The following is a 15,148-nucleotide window of genomic DNA, read 5'->3' as shown; positions in this document are numbered from 1 at the left end:
CCCGACAGCGGCAGGCTTTACGAGCCCCCCCCGACGAGCGACGTGGTGCCCGGTGGGAACCCTCCGACACGCGCTGGCAGCCGCAGGGCTGGGGCGCTCGCCAGCAGGCCTGGCTAGGCGGCGCGGGCGGCGGCCTCGGCGTGGCGCTGGAGCCAGAAGACGAGCACGTCGTCGTCGAAGGTCGGCTGCTCGCTGCGGCGCAGGAGCCACGAAAGCAGCGAGTGCGCCGGCTGGTCGGCGCGCAAGGCGGCCTGGGCGCCGAGCGCGACGCCGGATTCGCCGAACATCGTACCGGCCTTGGTGACCTGCTCGTTGAGCCCGTCGGTGTAGCACAGGAGCGCGCTGTCGGGCGGCAGCTCCAGCTGGCGGTCCTCGTAGACCGTGTTCGGGTCGAGGCCGAGGATCAGATCGGAGTACTCGACCATGCCGGGGCCCTCGGGCGTGACGAGGATGGGTCGGCAGTGGCCGGCGTTCGCGTAGATGACCCGGTTGTTCTCGGGCTCCCAGCGCATCAGCAGGAGCGACGCGAAGGTCTCCTCGAGGACGGCGTCCGTGATGAGCATCTCGTTGACGCGCGCCATCAGCTTGGCCGGGCTGACCGTCTCGCGGAGCATCGCGTGGATGGTGCTCCGGATGTAGGACAGGAAGCTGAAGGCGTAGAACTTGGCCTGGAGCCCCTTGCCCATGATGTCGCCGACGGTGAACAGGTAGGACCCGTCCTCGGAGCGCGTCCAGTCGAAGAGGTCGCCGCCGCCGTCCTCCTTGGGGCGCGAGAAGAAGACGGTCCGGTAGCCCGGCTCGTCGGGCATGGCCTTGGGCAGGAGCCGGTCCGAAAAGTCCTTGCCGATCTTGGAGTTGAGCTTGGTCTGGTAGACCTGGCTCCGCTGGCAGATCTGGCCGATCCGGGTGATGAGCCGGTCGACGTCGAAGGGCTTGGTGAGGTAGTCGTCGACGCCCTTTTTGAGGCCCTTCTGGCGGCTGAGGTCGTCGGTCTTGGCGGTCAGGAAGATGAACGGGATGGCCGAGGTCGCGGGGTCGGCGCGGAGCGCCGCCAGCAGGGCGAACCCGTCCATGACCGGCATCATGATGTCGCTCACGATGAGGTCCGGCATGCGGGCCTCGACGGCCTCCAGGCCCCGCTCGCCGTTCTCGGCAACCGTGACGTCGTAGACCTTGCCCAAGCGGTACTCGAGCAGGCGCCGGAGCGTCTTGTTGTCCTCGACGACGAGGACATGGGGGCGCGTGCTCATCGGTCCTGTCGGGGGGAGGGGGCGGGCCGGCCGGCCTGGCCGTCGCCCATCGAGTGGACGAGCGCCGGGTCGGACTGGAGGTCGGCGGCGCGGAAGAGCGTGCCGAGGTCGCCCCCGGCGGGGTCGCGGAGGGCGAAGGCTAGCCGCTGGCGGGCGGTCTCCGTCGCGGGCCGGAACTCGAGCTCCTCGGCGCACGTGACGAGCATCAGCAGGCCCCGGCCGCGCTCCGAGGGGGCGGGCGCGTCGAGGATCTGCTGCTGGCGCTGGATCTGGCGCGCGAAGTCGAACCCGTTGGAGGTGTCCTCGACGACGCACCGCACGGCGTCGCCGTCGACCCCGATGGTGAGCAGGATCTCCTGGTCGCCGTCGTAGGCCGCGTGCTGCACGAGGTTGGCGATCCACTCGTGGAGCGTGAGCCGGAGCACGTGGAGCCCGTCGTCGCCCAGGAGGTCGACGTAGGGCCCGCCGGCGGCCCAACCGTCGCACACGGCGTGGAGCCGGTCGACCGCGTGCTCGAAATCGGTGAACGCGTACGTCGGCATGGCGACAGCGGCGGTGGGTGGGGGGAGCGGCGGGGGCGTGGCTACGCCGTGCCGGTCGGGCGCTGCTGGGGGACGGCCGGGGCGCCCGCGCCGGCGTGCGCCTCGAGGGCCGCCTCGACGGTCGGGAACTGCCGGAACACCTTGTAGGTGCGCGTCAGCTGGACGACGACCTGGACGGGGCGGCTCACCGACGCGAACACCACCTGCCCGCCGGCCGGCGTGAGCTGGCGGTAGAGCGAGAAGATGACGCCGAGGCCGGTCGAGTCCAGGATGCCGGTGCCCGAAAAGTCGAGGACGTAGTAGCGGATGCCCTGACGGGCGTGCTCCTGGCAGGCCGCCTTGAACTCGGCGGCGTTGCGGAAGTCCAGCGCCTTGCCGATGCGGACGACGGCCGCCGTGGAGGACGCTTTTTGGAAGGTGAAGCTCATGGGTGCGCCGATGGGCGAGAGGGAGGTCACGGGGGCCAGCGTGGCCCGGGGCCCGCCTCTCGGACAGATATCATACCACCGGGCCGGAGGGGCGCTCGCCGGGTGTCACGAATCCGCGACGCGACGCGAAATCAAAGCCCCGCGCCGTTCCCGGCGCCCTGGGCGCCCCACCGGCCCCGTTCCGGCCCGTCCCCGGGGCGTCACCTTTCGACACCCGGCGGGGCGAATCCACCTCCCGGCCGCCCGTAGTCTTGCGCTCCCCCCGCCGCCGCCGTGCTCCGCTCCGTCCTCGCCGTCGCCGTCGCCGTCGCCGTCGCCGTCCTCGGCGGCTGCGCCCGGCGTGGGGGCGACGCGCTGCCGCCGGGCGTCGCGCTCGACGACCTGCCGGACAGCGAGAGCTGGGACGCCAGCCTGCGCACGACCCGCGACGGCGCGCCACTCGTGGAGGTCGCGGCCCCGTACCTCGCCCGCTACACGCGCGACACGGCCTACGTGTACCTCGGGCCCGTCCCCGGCGACACCGCCGGCGGCGGCGTCTCGATCCAGCTCTACGCCTCGGGCGACGCGCCGGGCGGGGCCGTCCGCTCGCGCGAGGCGTGGCTCTGGGAGGACCCGGTCCGCGTGGTCGCCGAGGGCGGCGTCCGGGCCGACGTCGACGGGGCGCAGGTGCAGGCGCCGCGCATCGAGGTCGACGCGGACGGCGCGTTCCGGGCGTCGGGGGGGGCGTCGGTCGAGCTGGCCGAGGCGCGCGCGAGCGTCCGGGCCCAGCGGGTCAGCGGGGCCGGCGGGCGGTACGAGGCGAGCGGCGCGGTCCGCGTGCTGACCTCGGGCGGGCGGACGCTGGAGGCGGGCCGCGTGATCTGGGACCAGGCCTCGGGCCGGTTCTCGGCCCCGGGCGCGTTCGCGTTCGACGGGCCGGGCGAGCGCGTCCGAGGCGTCGGGCTGTCGGCGACCTCCGACCTCTCGCGCTACTCGTTCCGCCGGGCGACCGGCCAGATCGAGGTGCGGGAATGAGGGGCGGCGACCGGCGACCGGCGACCGGCGATCGGGGGGCTCAACCGGCCGCCCCGCGTCAGCCGTCGGGCGTGTCCCTCCGGTGGCCGATGCCCGATGGCCGATGGCCCCACAGCCACGCGGTTCGGAGCGCGGCCGTCCGGCTCGCGGTCGCCCTCGCGGCGGTCGCCCTCTGGTGGCCCCCCGCCGCCGCCCAGACGCGGCTCGTCGAGATCCTGAACGCCGACTACGTCGAGGTCTCGTCGGACTCCGTCGCGGGGACGGTCCGGCGGCTGGAGGGGAACGTCCGGCTCCGGCAGGACACCACGTTTCTGCGCTCGCGCCGGGCCGTCTACTACGAGTCGCGCGGCGAGGTCGTGCTCGAGGGCGCCGTCCGCGTCGTCTCGGGACGCGACACGCTGACCGCCGACCGGCTGACGTATGACTCGGCCACCAAGCGGTCCGTCGCGGGCGGGGCGGTCCGGCTCGGCGACGGCGAGTCGGTCCTGCTGGCGCCGACGGCGACGTACGACGCGAGGGCCGAGGTGTCGACGTTCACGGGCGGCGGGCGCATCCTGCACCGGGGCGCCGTGCTGACCTCGCCCGAGGGCACGTACTCGTCCGCCCGCCGCTTCGCGACGCTCACCGGGCCCGTCGCGCTCGAAGACTCGACGGGCCGGCTCACCGCCGACCGGGGCACGTACGACGCCCGGACGCAGCGCGCCGACTTCGTGGGCGGCGTCCGCCTGCGCCGCCCGACCGACGCCCTCGACGCCGACTCGGTCGTCTACTTCCGCCGGACCGAGCGAGCCCGCGCCTTCGGCCGGACCGTCTTGCAGCGGTTCGGGGACGAGGACGCCGCCGAGCCGGACTCCACGACGCGCACCGTCCTCTTCGGCGACGCCCTCATCTTCGACGGCCAGGCCGAGACCGCCTCGGCCCGGGGCACTGAAACTCGCGACCCGCTCGCGCTCGTGCTCCGCACCGACGACGGCGGCCGCCCCGACACGACGCTCGCGCGAGCGCCGCGCATTGACGCCGCGCGCGAGATCGCGGGGAGCGACACGACGACCGTGGTGACGGCGGCGGGCGGGGTCCGCGTGTGGAGCGTCCGGCTGGCGGCGCGCGCCGACTCCGCGCGCTTCGTGCGCCTGCCGGATTCGCTGGGGCTCGCCCGCGACCGCCTCGCGCTGCACGGCTCGCGCCCGTCGGTCTGGGCCGATGGCGCCCAGCTCACCGGCGACAGCCTCTTTTTGAATCTGGTCGACGGCGGGCCGGAGGGGATCCGGATTTTGGGCGGCGCCTTCGCCGCGCGGCTCGACTCCACGCTCGGGCGGCTCGCGCAAATCGCGGGCGTCCGCATGCGGGGCCGGTTCGAGGGCGACACGCTGCGGTCGCTCGGCGTCGGCCCGAACGCGCAGGCCGTGTACTACCGCGCCACGGCCGAGGGCCTGCTCGCGGGCGCCGACGAGCTCTCGGCCGACACGCTCGTCTTCCGCTTTGCCGACGGCGACCTGCGCGAGCTGGCGGGCGACGGCGGCATCGTGGGGACCACGTACGGCGCCTCCGTCGTCCCCGACGACCCCCGCCTGCCGGGATTCGCATACGCCGCCCACGGGCCGACGCGCGCCGACGTGCTCGGCGCCGATTGGGAGGCCGAGTGGCTCGCCCGCGACGCGGCCATGCCCGACACCGCCATGCCTGAGGCCGGTAACCCCGCGCTCTCGGCGCCCCCACCCGACGACGACCCCGGCCCGCCAGCCACCGATGGGTCTTTAGAATGACCGACGCCCCCGCCGCCCCCCAATCCCTGGCAACCGAGCCCGAGGCCCCGCTCGTCCTGCGGGCCGAGGGGCTCGTCAAACGCTACCGCCGCCGCACCGTTGTCGACGGCGTCTCGCTCCACGTCGAGCAGGGGATGTGCGTCGGGCTGCTCGGCCCGAACGGTGCGGGCAAGACGACGACCTTCTACATGACCGTCGGGATGGTGCGCCCCGACGCGGGCGAGGTCTACCTCGGGCGCAAGGGCGGCGACGAAAAGCGGATCACGCGGATGCCGATGTACAAGCGCGCGCGGCTCGGCATCGGCTACCTCGCCCAGGAGGCGTCGGTCTTCGGCGCGATGACGGTCGAGGACAACATTCGGGCGGTCCTCGACTTCCAGACCATGTCGAAGCCCGACAAGGAGGCGCGCGTCGACGAGCTGATCGACGAGTTCGGGCTCGAGACCGTCCGGCGGTCGAAGGGCCACCAGCTCTCGGGCGGCGAGCGGCGGCGGACCGAGATCGCGCGCGCCCTCGCCACGCGGCCCGGCTTCATCCTGCTCGACGAGCCGTTCGCGGGCGTCGACCCGATCGCCGTCGAGGACATCATGCGCATCGTGGCGGCGCTCCGCGACCGGGGCATCGGCGTGCTCATCACCGACCACAACGTCCACGAGACGCTGGCGATCACCGACCGCGCGTACCTGCTGTACGACGGCAAGATCTTCGTCGAGGGCACGGCGCAGGAGCTGGCGGACAACCCGGAGGTCCGGCGCCGCTACCTCGGGGAGAGCTTCACGCTGGAGCGCTACGGGGGCTAAGCGCGCTCCGGAAGCCAGGCTTCGAGATCCTCCGGGGTCGTGAGGATCTGCTCGTGGGCTTCGAGGTCGGCGTGCACGGCGTCGACGGGGTAGCCGCTCGGACGCCCGTTCTTCGCGCTGACGACCCACGAGTGGAGTGGGTCTTTCGGGCGGCGAGGGACGGCGTTGAGCACGCCCGCGACCGCGCCGTACGTCGCTCGTTGGCGACTCTCTTGGAGCGCGTAAAGGATGTCTGTGAGAGAGTCGGACATGTCGGTGCAGACGTGGAGCCCAAGTGTACACCGAGCCGGCTCGAACCGTCCGGAGTAGGACTCGGCGTGAAGGGCGAACCGGCCGGCGCGCCTCCCGTACGTTTCAGTCCCCGCTGAAACCTCCGCCCATGGCCGGCCTCGTCGTCATCCCCGCCCTCTCCGCCGACGCCGCGCGCGTCGAGGCCATTGCCGAGGCCCTGCGCGGGTTCGGGTTCGACGTCCACCGGACGGGCGAGCCCGTCGTGCTGGCGGCGACCGGCGTCGACGCCGAGTTCGACGTCCGCCACATCGCCGTGCTGCCGGACGTCAAGGACGTCGTCCGGATCACGAGCCCCTACAAGTTCGCCAGCCGGACGTGGCACCCCGACGACACGATCGTCGACGTGAACGGGCTGGCGGTCGGCGGGCCGGAGCTCGTCGTGATGGCCGGGCCGTGCTCGGTCGAGAGCGTCGAGCAGATCGAGGCGTCGGCGGCGGCGGTCGCGGCGGCGGGCGCGCGGATCTTGCGCGGCGGCGCCTTCAAACCGCGGTCGAGCCCGTACTCGTTCCAGGGGATGGGGGAGGAGGGCCTGCGCATCATGCGGGCCGCCGCCGACCGCCACGACCTGCGGGTCGTCACCGAGGTGATGACCGAGAGCCAGCTCGCGGTCGTGTGCGAGTACGCCGACGTGTTGCAGATCGGCGCGCGCAACATGCAGAACTTCCCGCTCCTCAAAGAGGTCGGCCGCGCCGGACTGCCGGTCCTGCTCAAGCGCGGCATGAGCGCGACCATCGAGGAGTGGCTGATGTCGGCCGAGTACGTGCTCGCCGAGGGCAACCCGGACGTGATCCTGTGCGAGCGCGGCATCCGGACGTTCGAGACGGCGACGCGCAACACGCTCGACCTCAGCGCGGTCCCCGTCGTCAAGCAGCTCTCGCACCTCCCCATCATCGTCGACCCCAGCCACGGCGTCGGGATCCGCGACAAGGTGGCGCCAATGGCGATGGCGGCGGTCGCGTGTGGCGCCGACGGGCTGATGATCGAGACGCACCCGAACCCGCCCGAGGCGCTGAGCGACGGCCCGCAGTCGCTCTACCTCGACGCCTTCGCGGCGCTGATGGACCGGGCCCGCCGCGTGGCCGACGTCGTCGACCGCACCATCCCCGAGGCGACGCCCGCGCTGGCGGCGTAGGCCAGCGGACCGGCCGGTCCGGACCGTCGGACGACGCTCCCGGGGTCTGCCCGAGAACGGAGGGATGTGCGGCCAAACGGGCATGCGCCGGCAACGAGGCCAGCCTGCAGTCCACGGTTCTCCGTCTTCGGTCCTCCGTCCCCATCGCGTGAGGTGTGGGGGAAACCGGCCAGTCCGGGGACCGCGGGGCGTATTGTTGGCGTCCCAGGCATCGATACCCTCCAGCACTCAACTCCCCCACCTTTATGTGCGGAATCGTCGGATACATCGGCACTCGTGACGCCAGCCCCCTGCTCGTCAAGGGCTTGCGTCGGCTCGAATACCGCGGGTACGACTCCGCCGGCGTCGCCGTCTTGAATGGCGACCTCAACGTCCGCAAAAAGGAGGGGAAGGTCGACGAGCTCGCCAAGCTGCTCGCGGCCCGGCCGCTGGAGGGGACGGTGGGCGTCGGCCACACGCGGTGGGCCACGCACGGGCCGCCGAACGACCTCAACGCCCACCCGCACACGGCCTCGGACGGCTCGTTCGCGCTGATCCACAACGGGATCATCGAGAACTACGCGTCGATCAAGAAGCGGCTCGTCGACAAGGGCTACGAGTTCACCAGCGACACCGACACCGAGGTGCTGGCGTTCTTCGTCGAGGAGATCCTGCGCGAGACCGGGCTGGGCTTTGCCGAAGCCATCCGCCAGGCGCTGACGCAGGTCGACGGCGCGTACGGCATCGTGGCCGTCCATCGCGACGAGCCCGACCAACTCGTCGTCGCTCGCAACGGCAGCCCCCTCCTGCTCGGCATCGGCGAGGGCGAGCACTTCGTCGGCTCCGACGCGAGCCCGTTCATCGAGTTCACCAAGAACGTCGTCTACCTGTCCGACGGCGAGATGGCCGTCGTCCGCCGCGACGGCTACGACGTGTTCGAGATCGACGGGGCGCCGGTTTCGAAGGAGGTCCACAAGTTGGAGTGGGACTTGGAGGAGATCGAGAAGGGCGGCTACGAGCACTTCATGCTCAAGGAGATCATGGAGCAGCCCGAGTCGCTGGAGAATGCGATGCGCGGCCGCGTCCGGCCCGGCGAGGGGCGGATCAAGCTGGGCGGGCTGGAGCCCGTGATGGACCGGCTTCGCAAGGCGGAGCGGATCGTGATCTGCGCGTGCGGCACGTCGTGGCACGCTGGGCTCGTGGGCGAGTACCTCATCGAGCGGCTCGCGCGCGTCAACGTCGAGGTCGAGTACGCGTCCGAGTTCCGCTACCGCGACCCCGTGCTCGACCCCGAGCGCGACGTGGTCGTCGTCATCAGCCAGTCCGGCGAGACCGCCGACACGCTGGCGGCTGTGCGGCAGGCGCAGGACGCGGGCGTGCTCGCGATCGGGCTCGTCAACGCTGTCGGTAGCACGATCGCGCGCGAGACCGACGCGGGCGTCTACCTCCACGCCGGCCCCGAGATCGGCGTCGCGAGCACGAAGGCGTTCACGGCCCAGGTCGCCGTGCTCGCCCAGCTCGCGCTCCTGCTCGGCGCCGAGCGCGGCGTCCTCTCCGATGACGAGCTCCGCACGCACACCGAGGCGCTGGCGGCGATCCCGGACCAGATCCGCACCGTCCTCGAAGGCGACGACCAGATCCGCAAGATGGCGCGCGACTACCGCTTCGCCAGCAACTTCCTGTATCTCGGGCGCGGCGTCAACTTCCCCGTCGCGCTCGAGGGCGCGCTGAAGCTCAAGGAGATCAGCTACATCCACGCCGAGGGCTACCCGGCCGCCGAGATGAAGCACGGGCCCATCGCACTGATCGACCCGTTCATGCCGGTCGTCTTTATCGCCACGCGCGAGGCGACCTACGACAAGGTGGTCTCCAACATTGAGGAGACGGCCGCGCGCGGCGGCACCATCATCGCCATCACCGACGCGGGCAACGAGGGGCTGGGGGAGCTGGCGGAGTACGTGATCGAGGTGCCCAAGACGCTCGATGCCTTCGAGCCGCTGCTGACCGTCGTCCCGCTCCAGTTGCTCAGCTACCACATCGCCGTGATGCGCGGGTGCAACGTTGACCAGCCGCGCAACCTCGCCAAGAGCGTGACGGTCGAGTAGCGACGGCGGAATGCATTGAAGGGAGAGGTCGGGCGGCGTATCTCGCGTCGCCCTTCCCGATCCCCATGCGCGTCCTCCTCGCTCTGTTGACGCTCGCGGTCGCCGGCTGCGACACCGTCCGCCCCGACGTCGTCGCGCTCGACGACGTGCTGGTGGTCGACGTAGTCGCCGCCGACCCGGCCGTCCTGCCAGCCCTTACGTTCGTGACGGAGGGCGCGCCGGGCTGCGCCACGCCCGTCGCCTATCGGACCCGCGTGTCCCGAGACGTGCTGACGGTCGAGGTGGACGGGCTGGAGGTGCCGACCGGCCCGACCTGCCGGGCGTTCATCCCGTCGAGCTTCGCGGTGGCGGTTCCGACGACGACCGCGAGCGCTCTCGACGTGGAGGTCCGTCACCGGGGCGAGACCGACCGCTACGAGGTGCGGTACGCGGACGGAGGACTCGAGCTGGTGCCCGTCCGCACGTCGGCCACGCGGGCCGGCCCCCGCTGACGTGGTGCGCCCGACGCTCCTCCTCGCGCTGCTCGCGCTCGCCGCCTGCGACTCGACGGACGACCTCCGCCCGATCCCGGAGGACATGCTGGTGGACCTCACCGACGACGGCCGCTTGCGCGTGACGACCGACAGTTACCACTACTGCGGGATCCCGATCTTCGTGGACAGCGAGGCACGGCCAGCGAGCCTGACCGTGTTCGTGCGTGGCGCGCTCGTCGTGAGCGCCTCGTGTGACGGCTTGGCGCCAGCGGCGTGGACCCTCGCAATCCCCGCCGGCGACCCCGTTCGGGTCTCGATCCACCACCGGGGCGCCGTCGACCTCTACGAGATCGACCGGACGACCGACGGCCTGGTACTGACGGCGGTCCGCACTTCGACGACGCGGCTGGCGGACTAGGCGAGGTCTGGGCCGGCGGTAGCTTGCGGCAGACGCTCTCGCACCGATGATCAACCCCGACGCCCTCGACGCCCTCTACGCCCGCTACCAGGAGGTGCTCACCGCGATGTCCCAGCCGGACGTCGCCAGCGACCCCGGCCAGCTCGCGACGCTGGGCCGCGAAATGTCGACGCTGGAGCCGGCCGTCAAGGCGGCCCGGACCTGGCAGGAGCTAGAAGCCGAGGCGAACGGCCTGCGCGAGATGATCGAGGCCGAGTCGGGCGAGATGGCCGAGCTGGCAGAGCTAGAGCTCGAAGAGGTTGAGGCGCGGCTGGCGTCGGCGCAGAAGGACCTCGAAGAAGAGCTGGTGCCGAAGGACCCCGAGGACGCGCGCGACTCGATCGTCGAGATCCGAGCGGGGACCGGCGGCGACGAGGCGGCCCTCTTCGCCGGCGACCTGTTCGAGCTCTACCAGAAGTACGCCGCCGACAAGGGCTGGAAGATCGAGGTCATGGACACCTCGGAGGGCGCGATGGGCGGGTACCGCGACATCACGTTCGCGCTCAAGGGCAAGGACGTGTTCGGGCGGATGAAGTACGAGTCGGGCGTCCACCGCGTCCAGCGCGTGCCGGCGACCGAGAGCCAGGGCCGCGTCCACACCTCGGCGGCGACCGTCGCCGTGCTGCCCGAGGCCGAGGAGGTCGACATCGAGATCCGGGCGCAGGACGTCCGCGTCGACGTATACCGGTCGTCAGGCCCGGGCGGCCAGTCGGTCAACACGACGGACTCGGCGGTGCGCCTGACGCACGAGCCGACCGGCCTCGTGGTCTCGATCCAGGACGAGAAGAGCCAGATCAAGAACAAGGAGAAGGCCTACCGGGTGCTCCGCAGCCGCCTCTACCAGCTGGAGCTCGACCGCGTCCACAACGAGCGCGCGGCGGCCCGCAAGGAGATGGTCGGCTCGGGCGACCGCTCGGGCAAGATCCGGACCTACAACTGGCCCCAGGGCCGGGTGACGGACCACCGCCTGGAGGGCGACGACAAAAACCACCCGTTGCAGAACGTGCTCGACGGCCACCTCGACGACATCGTCCGCGCCCTCGCGCTGGCGGACCGCGAGGCGCGGATGGAGGCGGCGGCGTCGGGCGGGGAATAGTCCTCTCGGGAACGCAAGCTTAGAAGAACGCAAGCACGCAAGCGGCACGACCGACCTCGGGGGTCAGCTTGCGCTCCTGCGCTCCTGCGCTCCTGCGCTCCTGCGCTCCTGCGCTCGGGCCCACTCTTCGCCCCCGCTTCGCCGCTGGCAGCCCGCCCGCCCGGTAGTTTCGTCGTTCGCCCTGCCCCGGGGCGACCGGGGAGACATCCCGGCGCACCGCGGGCATACGACACTCACCGTATCCCACAGGGACACTATGGCAGACGCCACCGAAGCCACCGCGGCTTCCGGGTCGAACGACCCGATGTACGAGATGATGTACATCATCAACCCGGTCCTCAACGAGGACCAGACCAAGGACATCGTCCAGCGCGTGACCGCGTACCTCTCCGACAACGGCGCCCGCGTCGAGAACGTCGAGGAGAAGGGGAGCCAGCGGCTGGCCTACCCGATCGAGAAGAAGCGCAACGGCTACTACGTGGTCGTCAACTTCCGGCTGCCCGTCGGCGTCAACGGCGGGCTCGTCAAGATCGAGCGCGCGCTGACCATCAACGACGACATCATGCGCCACCTCGTCCTGCGCTACGACGCCAAGATGATGCGGCACTACGAGGCCCAGCGCGCCGGCAAGGACCTCCCCAAGATCGCGCCGCCCGTCCAGCGCGCCTAACCCGACTACCTACCATGGCTGAAGTCCAGAACTCCAACGGCGACGCCGTTGAGACCCCCACCGACGCCGACGGCGTCGAGGTGACCAAGATCGAGGAGACCCAGGTCGGCGCCGCGCTCGAGAGCGCGTCCGTGCCCACCACGTCCGACGCGCCGACGGCCGTCGAGCAGGCCGCCGAGCAGATGGGCTCCGAGCCCGCCCCGCGCGCCGTCTCGCCCGAGGTCGCCAAGCGGCTCATCGCCGCCTCCAACCCGGAGGACCTCCAGCGGATCGCCGCGCCGGGCGCCCTGAGCGCGACGATGAAGTGCCCCTTCAAGGAGGCCGGCGTCGCCTACATCGACTACAAGGACGTCGAGACGCTCAAGCGGTTCGTCAACGAGCAGGGCAAGATGCTGCCGCGCCGGATGACCGGCGTGTCGGCCAAGTTCCAGCGCCAGCTCACGTCCGCCATCAAGCGGGCCCGGCAGGTCGCCCTGCTCCCCTTCGCCGCCGACAACGTCAAGTAGGTCGCTGGGGACCGGTCCGGAGCCCCGGCTCCGGTCCCCGACGGCTGCATCACCGAGAACACCATGCAAGTCATCCTTACGCAGGATCACGACACGCTCGGCCTCAAGGGCGACGTCGTCGACGTGAAGAACGGCTACGGCCAGAACTTCCTCATCCCGCGCCAGCTCGCCGTCGTCGCGACCCCGTCGACGCGCAAGCGCTACGCCGAGGAGAAGCGCCAGGCCGCGCACAAGGTCGAGGCCGCCCGCGGCAACGCCGATAAGCTGGCCGCCAAGCTCAACGGCGTCGAAGTGCTCCTGCCCGTCCGCACGGGCGAGGACGGGAAGCTCTTCGGCACCGTCACGACGCAGCAGGTGGCCGACGAGCTCGCCACGCTGGGCTACGAGATCGACCGCCGCAAGATCTCGATGTCCGACGACGTCCGCACGACCGGCGAGTACACGGCGACCGTCCGGATCCACCCCGAGATCACGGCCGACGTGACCGTCAAGGTGGTCGCCGAGGAGGCGTCGGTCTAGCCGCCGCCGTCCGCAGGTCTCGCGCGGGGCGTCCCTTCCGGGGGGCGCCCCGCGCGTTGCGTTACACTATCGTCCGGGCCCGTCCCGTTGGCCGCCCATGCACCGACTCCTCTTCCTGCTCGCGTTTCTGACGGCCGCCCCCGCGCTGGCGCAAGCGCCCCGCACCGAGGAGGTCGTGAGCTGGCGCGCGCGCGCCGAGACCGCGTCGCCCGGCGCTCAGGCGCGCGTCGTCCTCGACGCCACGATCGCGCCCGGCTGGCGGCTGTACGCGCTCGGCTCGACGGTCGGGATCCCGCTCGTCGTCTCGCTCGACGCGCTGCCCGACGGCATCCGCGCCGTCCGGCTGGCGCAGTCCGAGCCCCGCGAGGGGTACGACGAGGCGTTCGCGTCGGCGTACCCGTACTTCGCCGAGTCGGCGCGCGTGGTCCAGGTGCTCGGCGTGGGGCGGCGCCTGCGGCCCGGGCGCCGCGAGGTCAGCGGCACCGTCCGGTTTGCCGTCTGCGACGACCGGATCTGCCTGCCCCCCGCCAGCGTCCCGTTCCGCGTCCCCCTGGTGATCGAGTGATCCGCGTATCGATCCTGGCCCTCGCCGCGCTCGCGGCGTGTGCCAGCCCCCCGCCGCCGACGACGCCGGAGCCGACCCCGGTCGCGCTCCTCGTCGACCCCGTCGCGCTGATGGCGGATGTGTTGGCGCTGGCCGACGACGCCCTGGAAGGCCGCCGCGCTGGGACGCCCGGCGGGGCCCGCGCCGCCGACGCCGTCGAACGCAGGTTGCGCCGGACGGGCGCGCGGCCCGCCTTCGCCGACGGCTACCGCCAGCCGGTCGTGCTCCCCCAGAGCGGGGGCGGGACCAACATCGTCGCGCGCGTCGAGGGCACCGTCTTCCCCCAGCAGGCGATCCTGGTGACCGCCCACTTCGACGGGCTCGGCGTCGCCTCGGGCCGCATCTTCAACGGCGCCGACGACAACGCATCGGGCGTCGCGACGCTCGCAGCACTGGCGGACTACCTCCGCCGCAACCCGCCGCAGCACACGGTCTACCTCGCCGCCCTCGACGCCGAGGAGCAGGGGCTCGTCGGCGCCCAGGCGCTCGCGGCCGACCCGCCGGTCCCGCTCGGCGCCGTTCTGGCTGTCGTCAACCTCGACATGGTCTCGCGCGGCGACCTCTGGGCCGCCGGCGCGGCCCACTACCCGCACCTCGGTCAGCTCCTGCGTGACGCCGGCCTGCCGCTCCGCTTCGGCCACGACACCGGCGGCGGCGCCGACAACTGGACCAGCGCCTCCGACCACGCCGCCTTCCACCAGCGCGGCGTCCCGTTCGTCTACTTCGGCGTCGAGGACCATCCCGACTACCACCAGCCGACGGACGACGCCAGCCGGATCGATCCGCTGACGTTCGCTCGCGCCGCAGACACCATCGTCCGGGCGGTCGAGATTCTGGACGCCAGCCACGCCGCGCTGGTCGAGGGGCGGTAGCGAGACGCTACACTCGGGGCGAGCGCGGCGCCCGCGTTCCGTACTCGGCGCCAGTTCTCGTTTTGGGACGCGCATGCGCGAGGTTGTCGGCCTTCCCCCCCGCGCCATGTCCCGAATCGTCCTCTTCGCTGCCCTGGCCTTTGCCGCCTGCGACACGACGTATGGCATCGACGCGGCGCCTGTCGCGGATGCGCCCGCCTGGGACGCGATGCTGAGCGCCGTCAACGAGGTCCGCGCGACGGGGGCCGTGTGCGGGAACGACGCGATGGGCCCGGTCGCGCCGCTCATCTGGGACGCCCGCCTCGAACGCGCCGCCGAGCGCCACTCGCGCGACATGGCGGACAACGACTACTTCGGCCACACCGGCACCGACGGCCTCGACACGGGCACGCGCGTCCGCCGCGCCGGCTACGACTGGCGGGCCGTCGGCGAGAACATCGCGCGCTACCAGGACAGCGTCGATCAGGTCGTCTCGGACTGGCTCGCGAGCCCCGACCACTGCCGCCAGATGCTGAGCCCCCGCTTCGTCGAGATCGGCGCGGCCGAGGAGGACGGCTATTGGACCCAGGTCTTCGGCGTCCCGCGCTAGGGCCGCACGCGTGCCCGAAGCCGCGGACGGACCGAACGACCCACCGGATCCGCCCCGG

The 15,148-nt window shown here is 72.0% G+C and carries 18 protein-coding genes; 14 read left to right on the top strand and 4 right to left on the bottom strand.

Annotated elements, in window-relative coordinates; translation table 11 throughout:
* Positions 1–113: 113 nt before the first annotated feature.
* Genes ACLIRP_RS08450 through ACLIRP_RS08440 form a run of 3 tightly spaced genes read right to left on the bottom strand, consistent with a single transcriptional unit; the run spans position 114 to position 2,220 of the window.
* Positions 114–1,250, bottom strand: a complete 1,137-nt coding sequence (locus ACLIRP_RS08450; protein WP_412063528.1) for a PP2C family protein-serine/threonine phosphatase — start codon at positions 1,248–1,250, stop codon at positions 114–116.
* A complete protein-coding gene (locus ACLIRP_RS08445; protein ID WP_412063527.1) occupies positions 1,247–1,792 on the bottom strand; it encodes an ATP-binding protein in 546 nt (181 codons plus the stop codon). The genes ACLIRP_RS08450 and ACLIRP_RS08445 overlap by 4 nt, the downstream gene beginning before the upstream one ends.
* 41 nt (positions 1,793–1,833) lie before the next feature.
* The gene (locus ACLIRP_RS08440; RefSeq protein WP_412063526.1) at positions 1,834–2,220 is read right to left on the bottom strand and encodes an STAS domain-containing protein; all 387 of its coding nucleotides are present in this window, start codon (positions 2,218–2,220) and stop codon (positions 1,834–1,836) included.
* A gap of 273 nt (positions 2,221–2,493) precedes the next feature.
* Between ACLIRP_RS08440 and ACLIRP_RS08435 the strand changes: the two genes are divergently transcribed.
* From ACLIRP_RS08435 to lptB, 3 genes are all read left to right on the top strand, one after another.
* Complete coding sequence (locus ACLIRP_RS08435; RefSeq protein ID WP_412063525.1) at positions 2,494–3,234, top strand: hypothetical protein; 741 nt, start codon at positions 2,494–2,496, stop codon at positions 3,232–3,234.
* Between the two features lie 89 nt (positions 3,235–3,323).
* The gene (locus tag ACLIRP_RS08430) at positions 3,324–4,997 is read left to right on the top strand and encodes an OstA-like protein (protein ID WP_412063524.1); all 1,674 of its coding nucleotides are present in this window, start codon (positions 3,324–3,326) and stop codon (positions 4,995–4,997) included.
* Positions 4,994–5,797, top strand: a complete 804-nt coding sequence (gene lptB, locus ACLIRP_RS08425; RefSeq protein WP_412063523.1) for an LPS export ABC transporter ATP-binding protein — start codon at positions 4,994–4,996, stop codon at positions 5,795–5,797. The genes ACLIRP_RS08430 and lptB overlap by 4 nt, the downstream gene beginning before the upstream one ends.
* Here the strand turns inward: lptB and ACLIRP_RS08420 are convergent.
* Positions 5,794–6,048: a hypothetical protein gene (locus ACLIRP_RS08420; protein ID WP_412063522.1), complete on the bottom strand. Its 255-nt coding sequence runs from the start codon at positions 6,046–6,048 to the stop codon at positions 5,794–5,796. The two genes, lptB and ACLIRP_RS08420, sit on opposite strands and share 4 nt — an antisense overlap.
* A 128-nt stretch (positions 6,049–6,176) precedes the next feature.
* On the opposite strand from ACLIRP_RS08420, the gene aroF reads away from it, so the two are divergent.
* The 11 genes from aroF (at position 6,177) to ACLIRP_RS08365 (ending at position 15,090) form a co-directional block, all read left to right on the top strand.
* Positions 6,177–7,220, top strand: coding sequence for a 3-deoxy-7-phosphoheptulonate synthase (aroF, locus tag ACLIRP_RS08415; RefSeq protein ID WP_412063521.1), 1,044 nt, complete (start codon positions 6,177–6,179; stop codon positions 7,218–7,220).
* Positions 7,221–7,465: 245 nt separating this feature from the next.
* Entirely contained in the window at positions 7,466–9,304 is a 1,839-nt protein-coding gene (glmS, locus tag ACLIRP_RS08410; protein ID WP_412063520.1) for a glutamine--fructose-6-phosphate transaminase (isomerizing), read from the top strand.
* A gap of 65 nt (positions 9,305–9,369) precedes the next feature.
* Positions 9,370–9,795, top strand: a complete 426-nt coding sequence (locus tag ACLIRP_RS08405) for a hypothetical protein (protein ID WP_412063519.1) — start codon at positions 9,370–9,372, stop codon at positions 9,793–9,795.
* A gap of 4 nt (positions 9,796–9,799) precedes the next feature.
* Entirely contained in the window at positions 9,800–10,195 is a 396-nt protein-coding gene (locus tag ACLIRP_RS08400) for a hypothetical protein (protein ID WP_412063518.1), read from the top strand.
* A 46-nt stretch (positions 10,196–10,241) separates the two neighbouring features.
* Positions 10,242–11,330 carry a peptide chain release factor 1 gene (gene prfA / locus ACLIRP_RS08395; RefSeq protein ID WP_412063517.1) on the top strand — a complete coding sequence of 363 codons (1,089 nt, stop codon included), beginning with the start codon at positions 10,242–10,244 and terminating at the stop codon, positions 11,328–11,330.
* Between the two features lie 256 nt (positions 11,331–11,586).
* Positions 11,587–12,000 carry a 30S ribosomal protein S6 gene (gene rpsF, locus ACLIRP_RS08390; RefSeq protein WP_412063516.1) on the top strand — a complete coding sequence of 138 codons (414 nt, stop codon included), beginning with the start codon at positions 11,587–11,589 and terminating at the stop codon, positions 11,998–12,000.
* 236 nt (positions 12,001–12,236) lie between these two features.
* Positions 12,237–12,506: a 30S ribosomal protein S18 gene (gene rpsR / locus ACLIRP_RS08385; protein WP_412063698.1), complete on the top strand. Its 270-nt coding sequence runs from the start codon at positions 12,237–12,239 to the stop codon at positions 12,504–12,506.
* Positions 12,507–12,569: 63 nt separating this feature from the next.
* Positions 12,570–13,025, top strand: coding sequence for a 50S ribosomal protein L9 (rplI, locus tag ACLIRP_RS08380; RefSeq protein WP_412063515.1), 456 nt, complete (start codon positions 12,570–12,572; stop codon positions 13,023–13,025).
* A gap of 97 nt (positions 13,026–13,122) precedes the next feature.
* Positions 13,123–13,590 (top strand): protein-disulfide reductase DsbD domain-containing protein, encoded by a 468-nt coding sequence (locus ACLIRP_RS08375; RefSeq protein WP_412063514.1) that lies wholly within the window; start codon positions 13,123–13,125, stop codon positions 13,588–13,590.
* The gene (locus ACLIRP_RS08370) at positions 13,587–14,501 is read left to right on the top strand and encodes a M28 family peptidase (RefSeq protein ID WP_412063512.1); all 915 of its coding nucleotides are present in this window, start codon (positions 13,587–13,589) and stop codon (positions 14,499–14,501) included. Before ACLIRP_RS08375 ends, ACLIRP_RS08370 begins: the two co-directional genes overlap by 4 nt.
* A 106-nt stretch (positions 14,502–14,607) precedes the next feature.
* Positions 14,608–15,090, top strand: a complete 483-nt coding sequence (locus tag ACLIRP_RS08365) for a CAP domain-containing protein (RefSeq protein WP_412063511.1) — start codon at positions 14,608–14,610, stop codon at positions 15,088–15,090.
* The last annotated feature ends 58 nt before the right edge of the window (positions 15,091–15,148 follow it).

The sequence above is a fragment of the Rubrivirga halophila genome, assembly GCF_046845755.1.
Classification (GTDB): Bacteria; Bacteroidota; Rhodothermia; order Rhodothermales; family Rubricoccaceae; genus Rubrivirga.
This window is presented reverse-complemented; position numbering and strand designations above follow the sequence as displayed.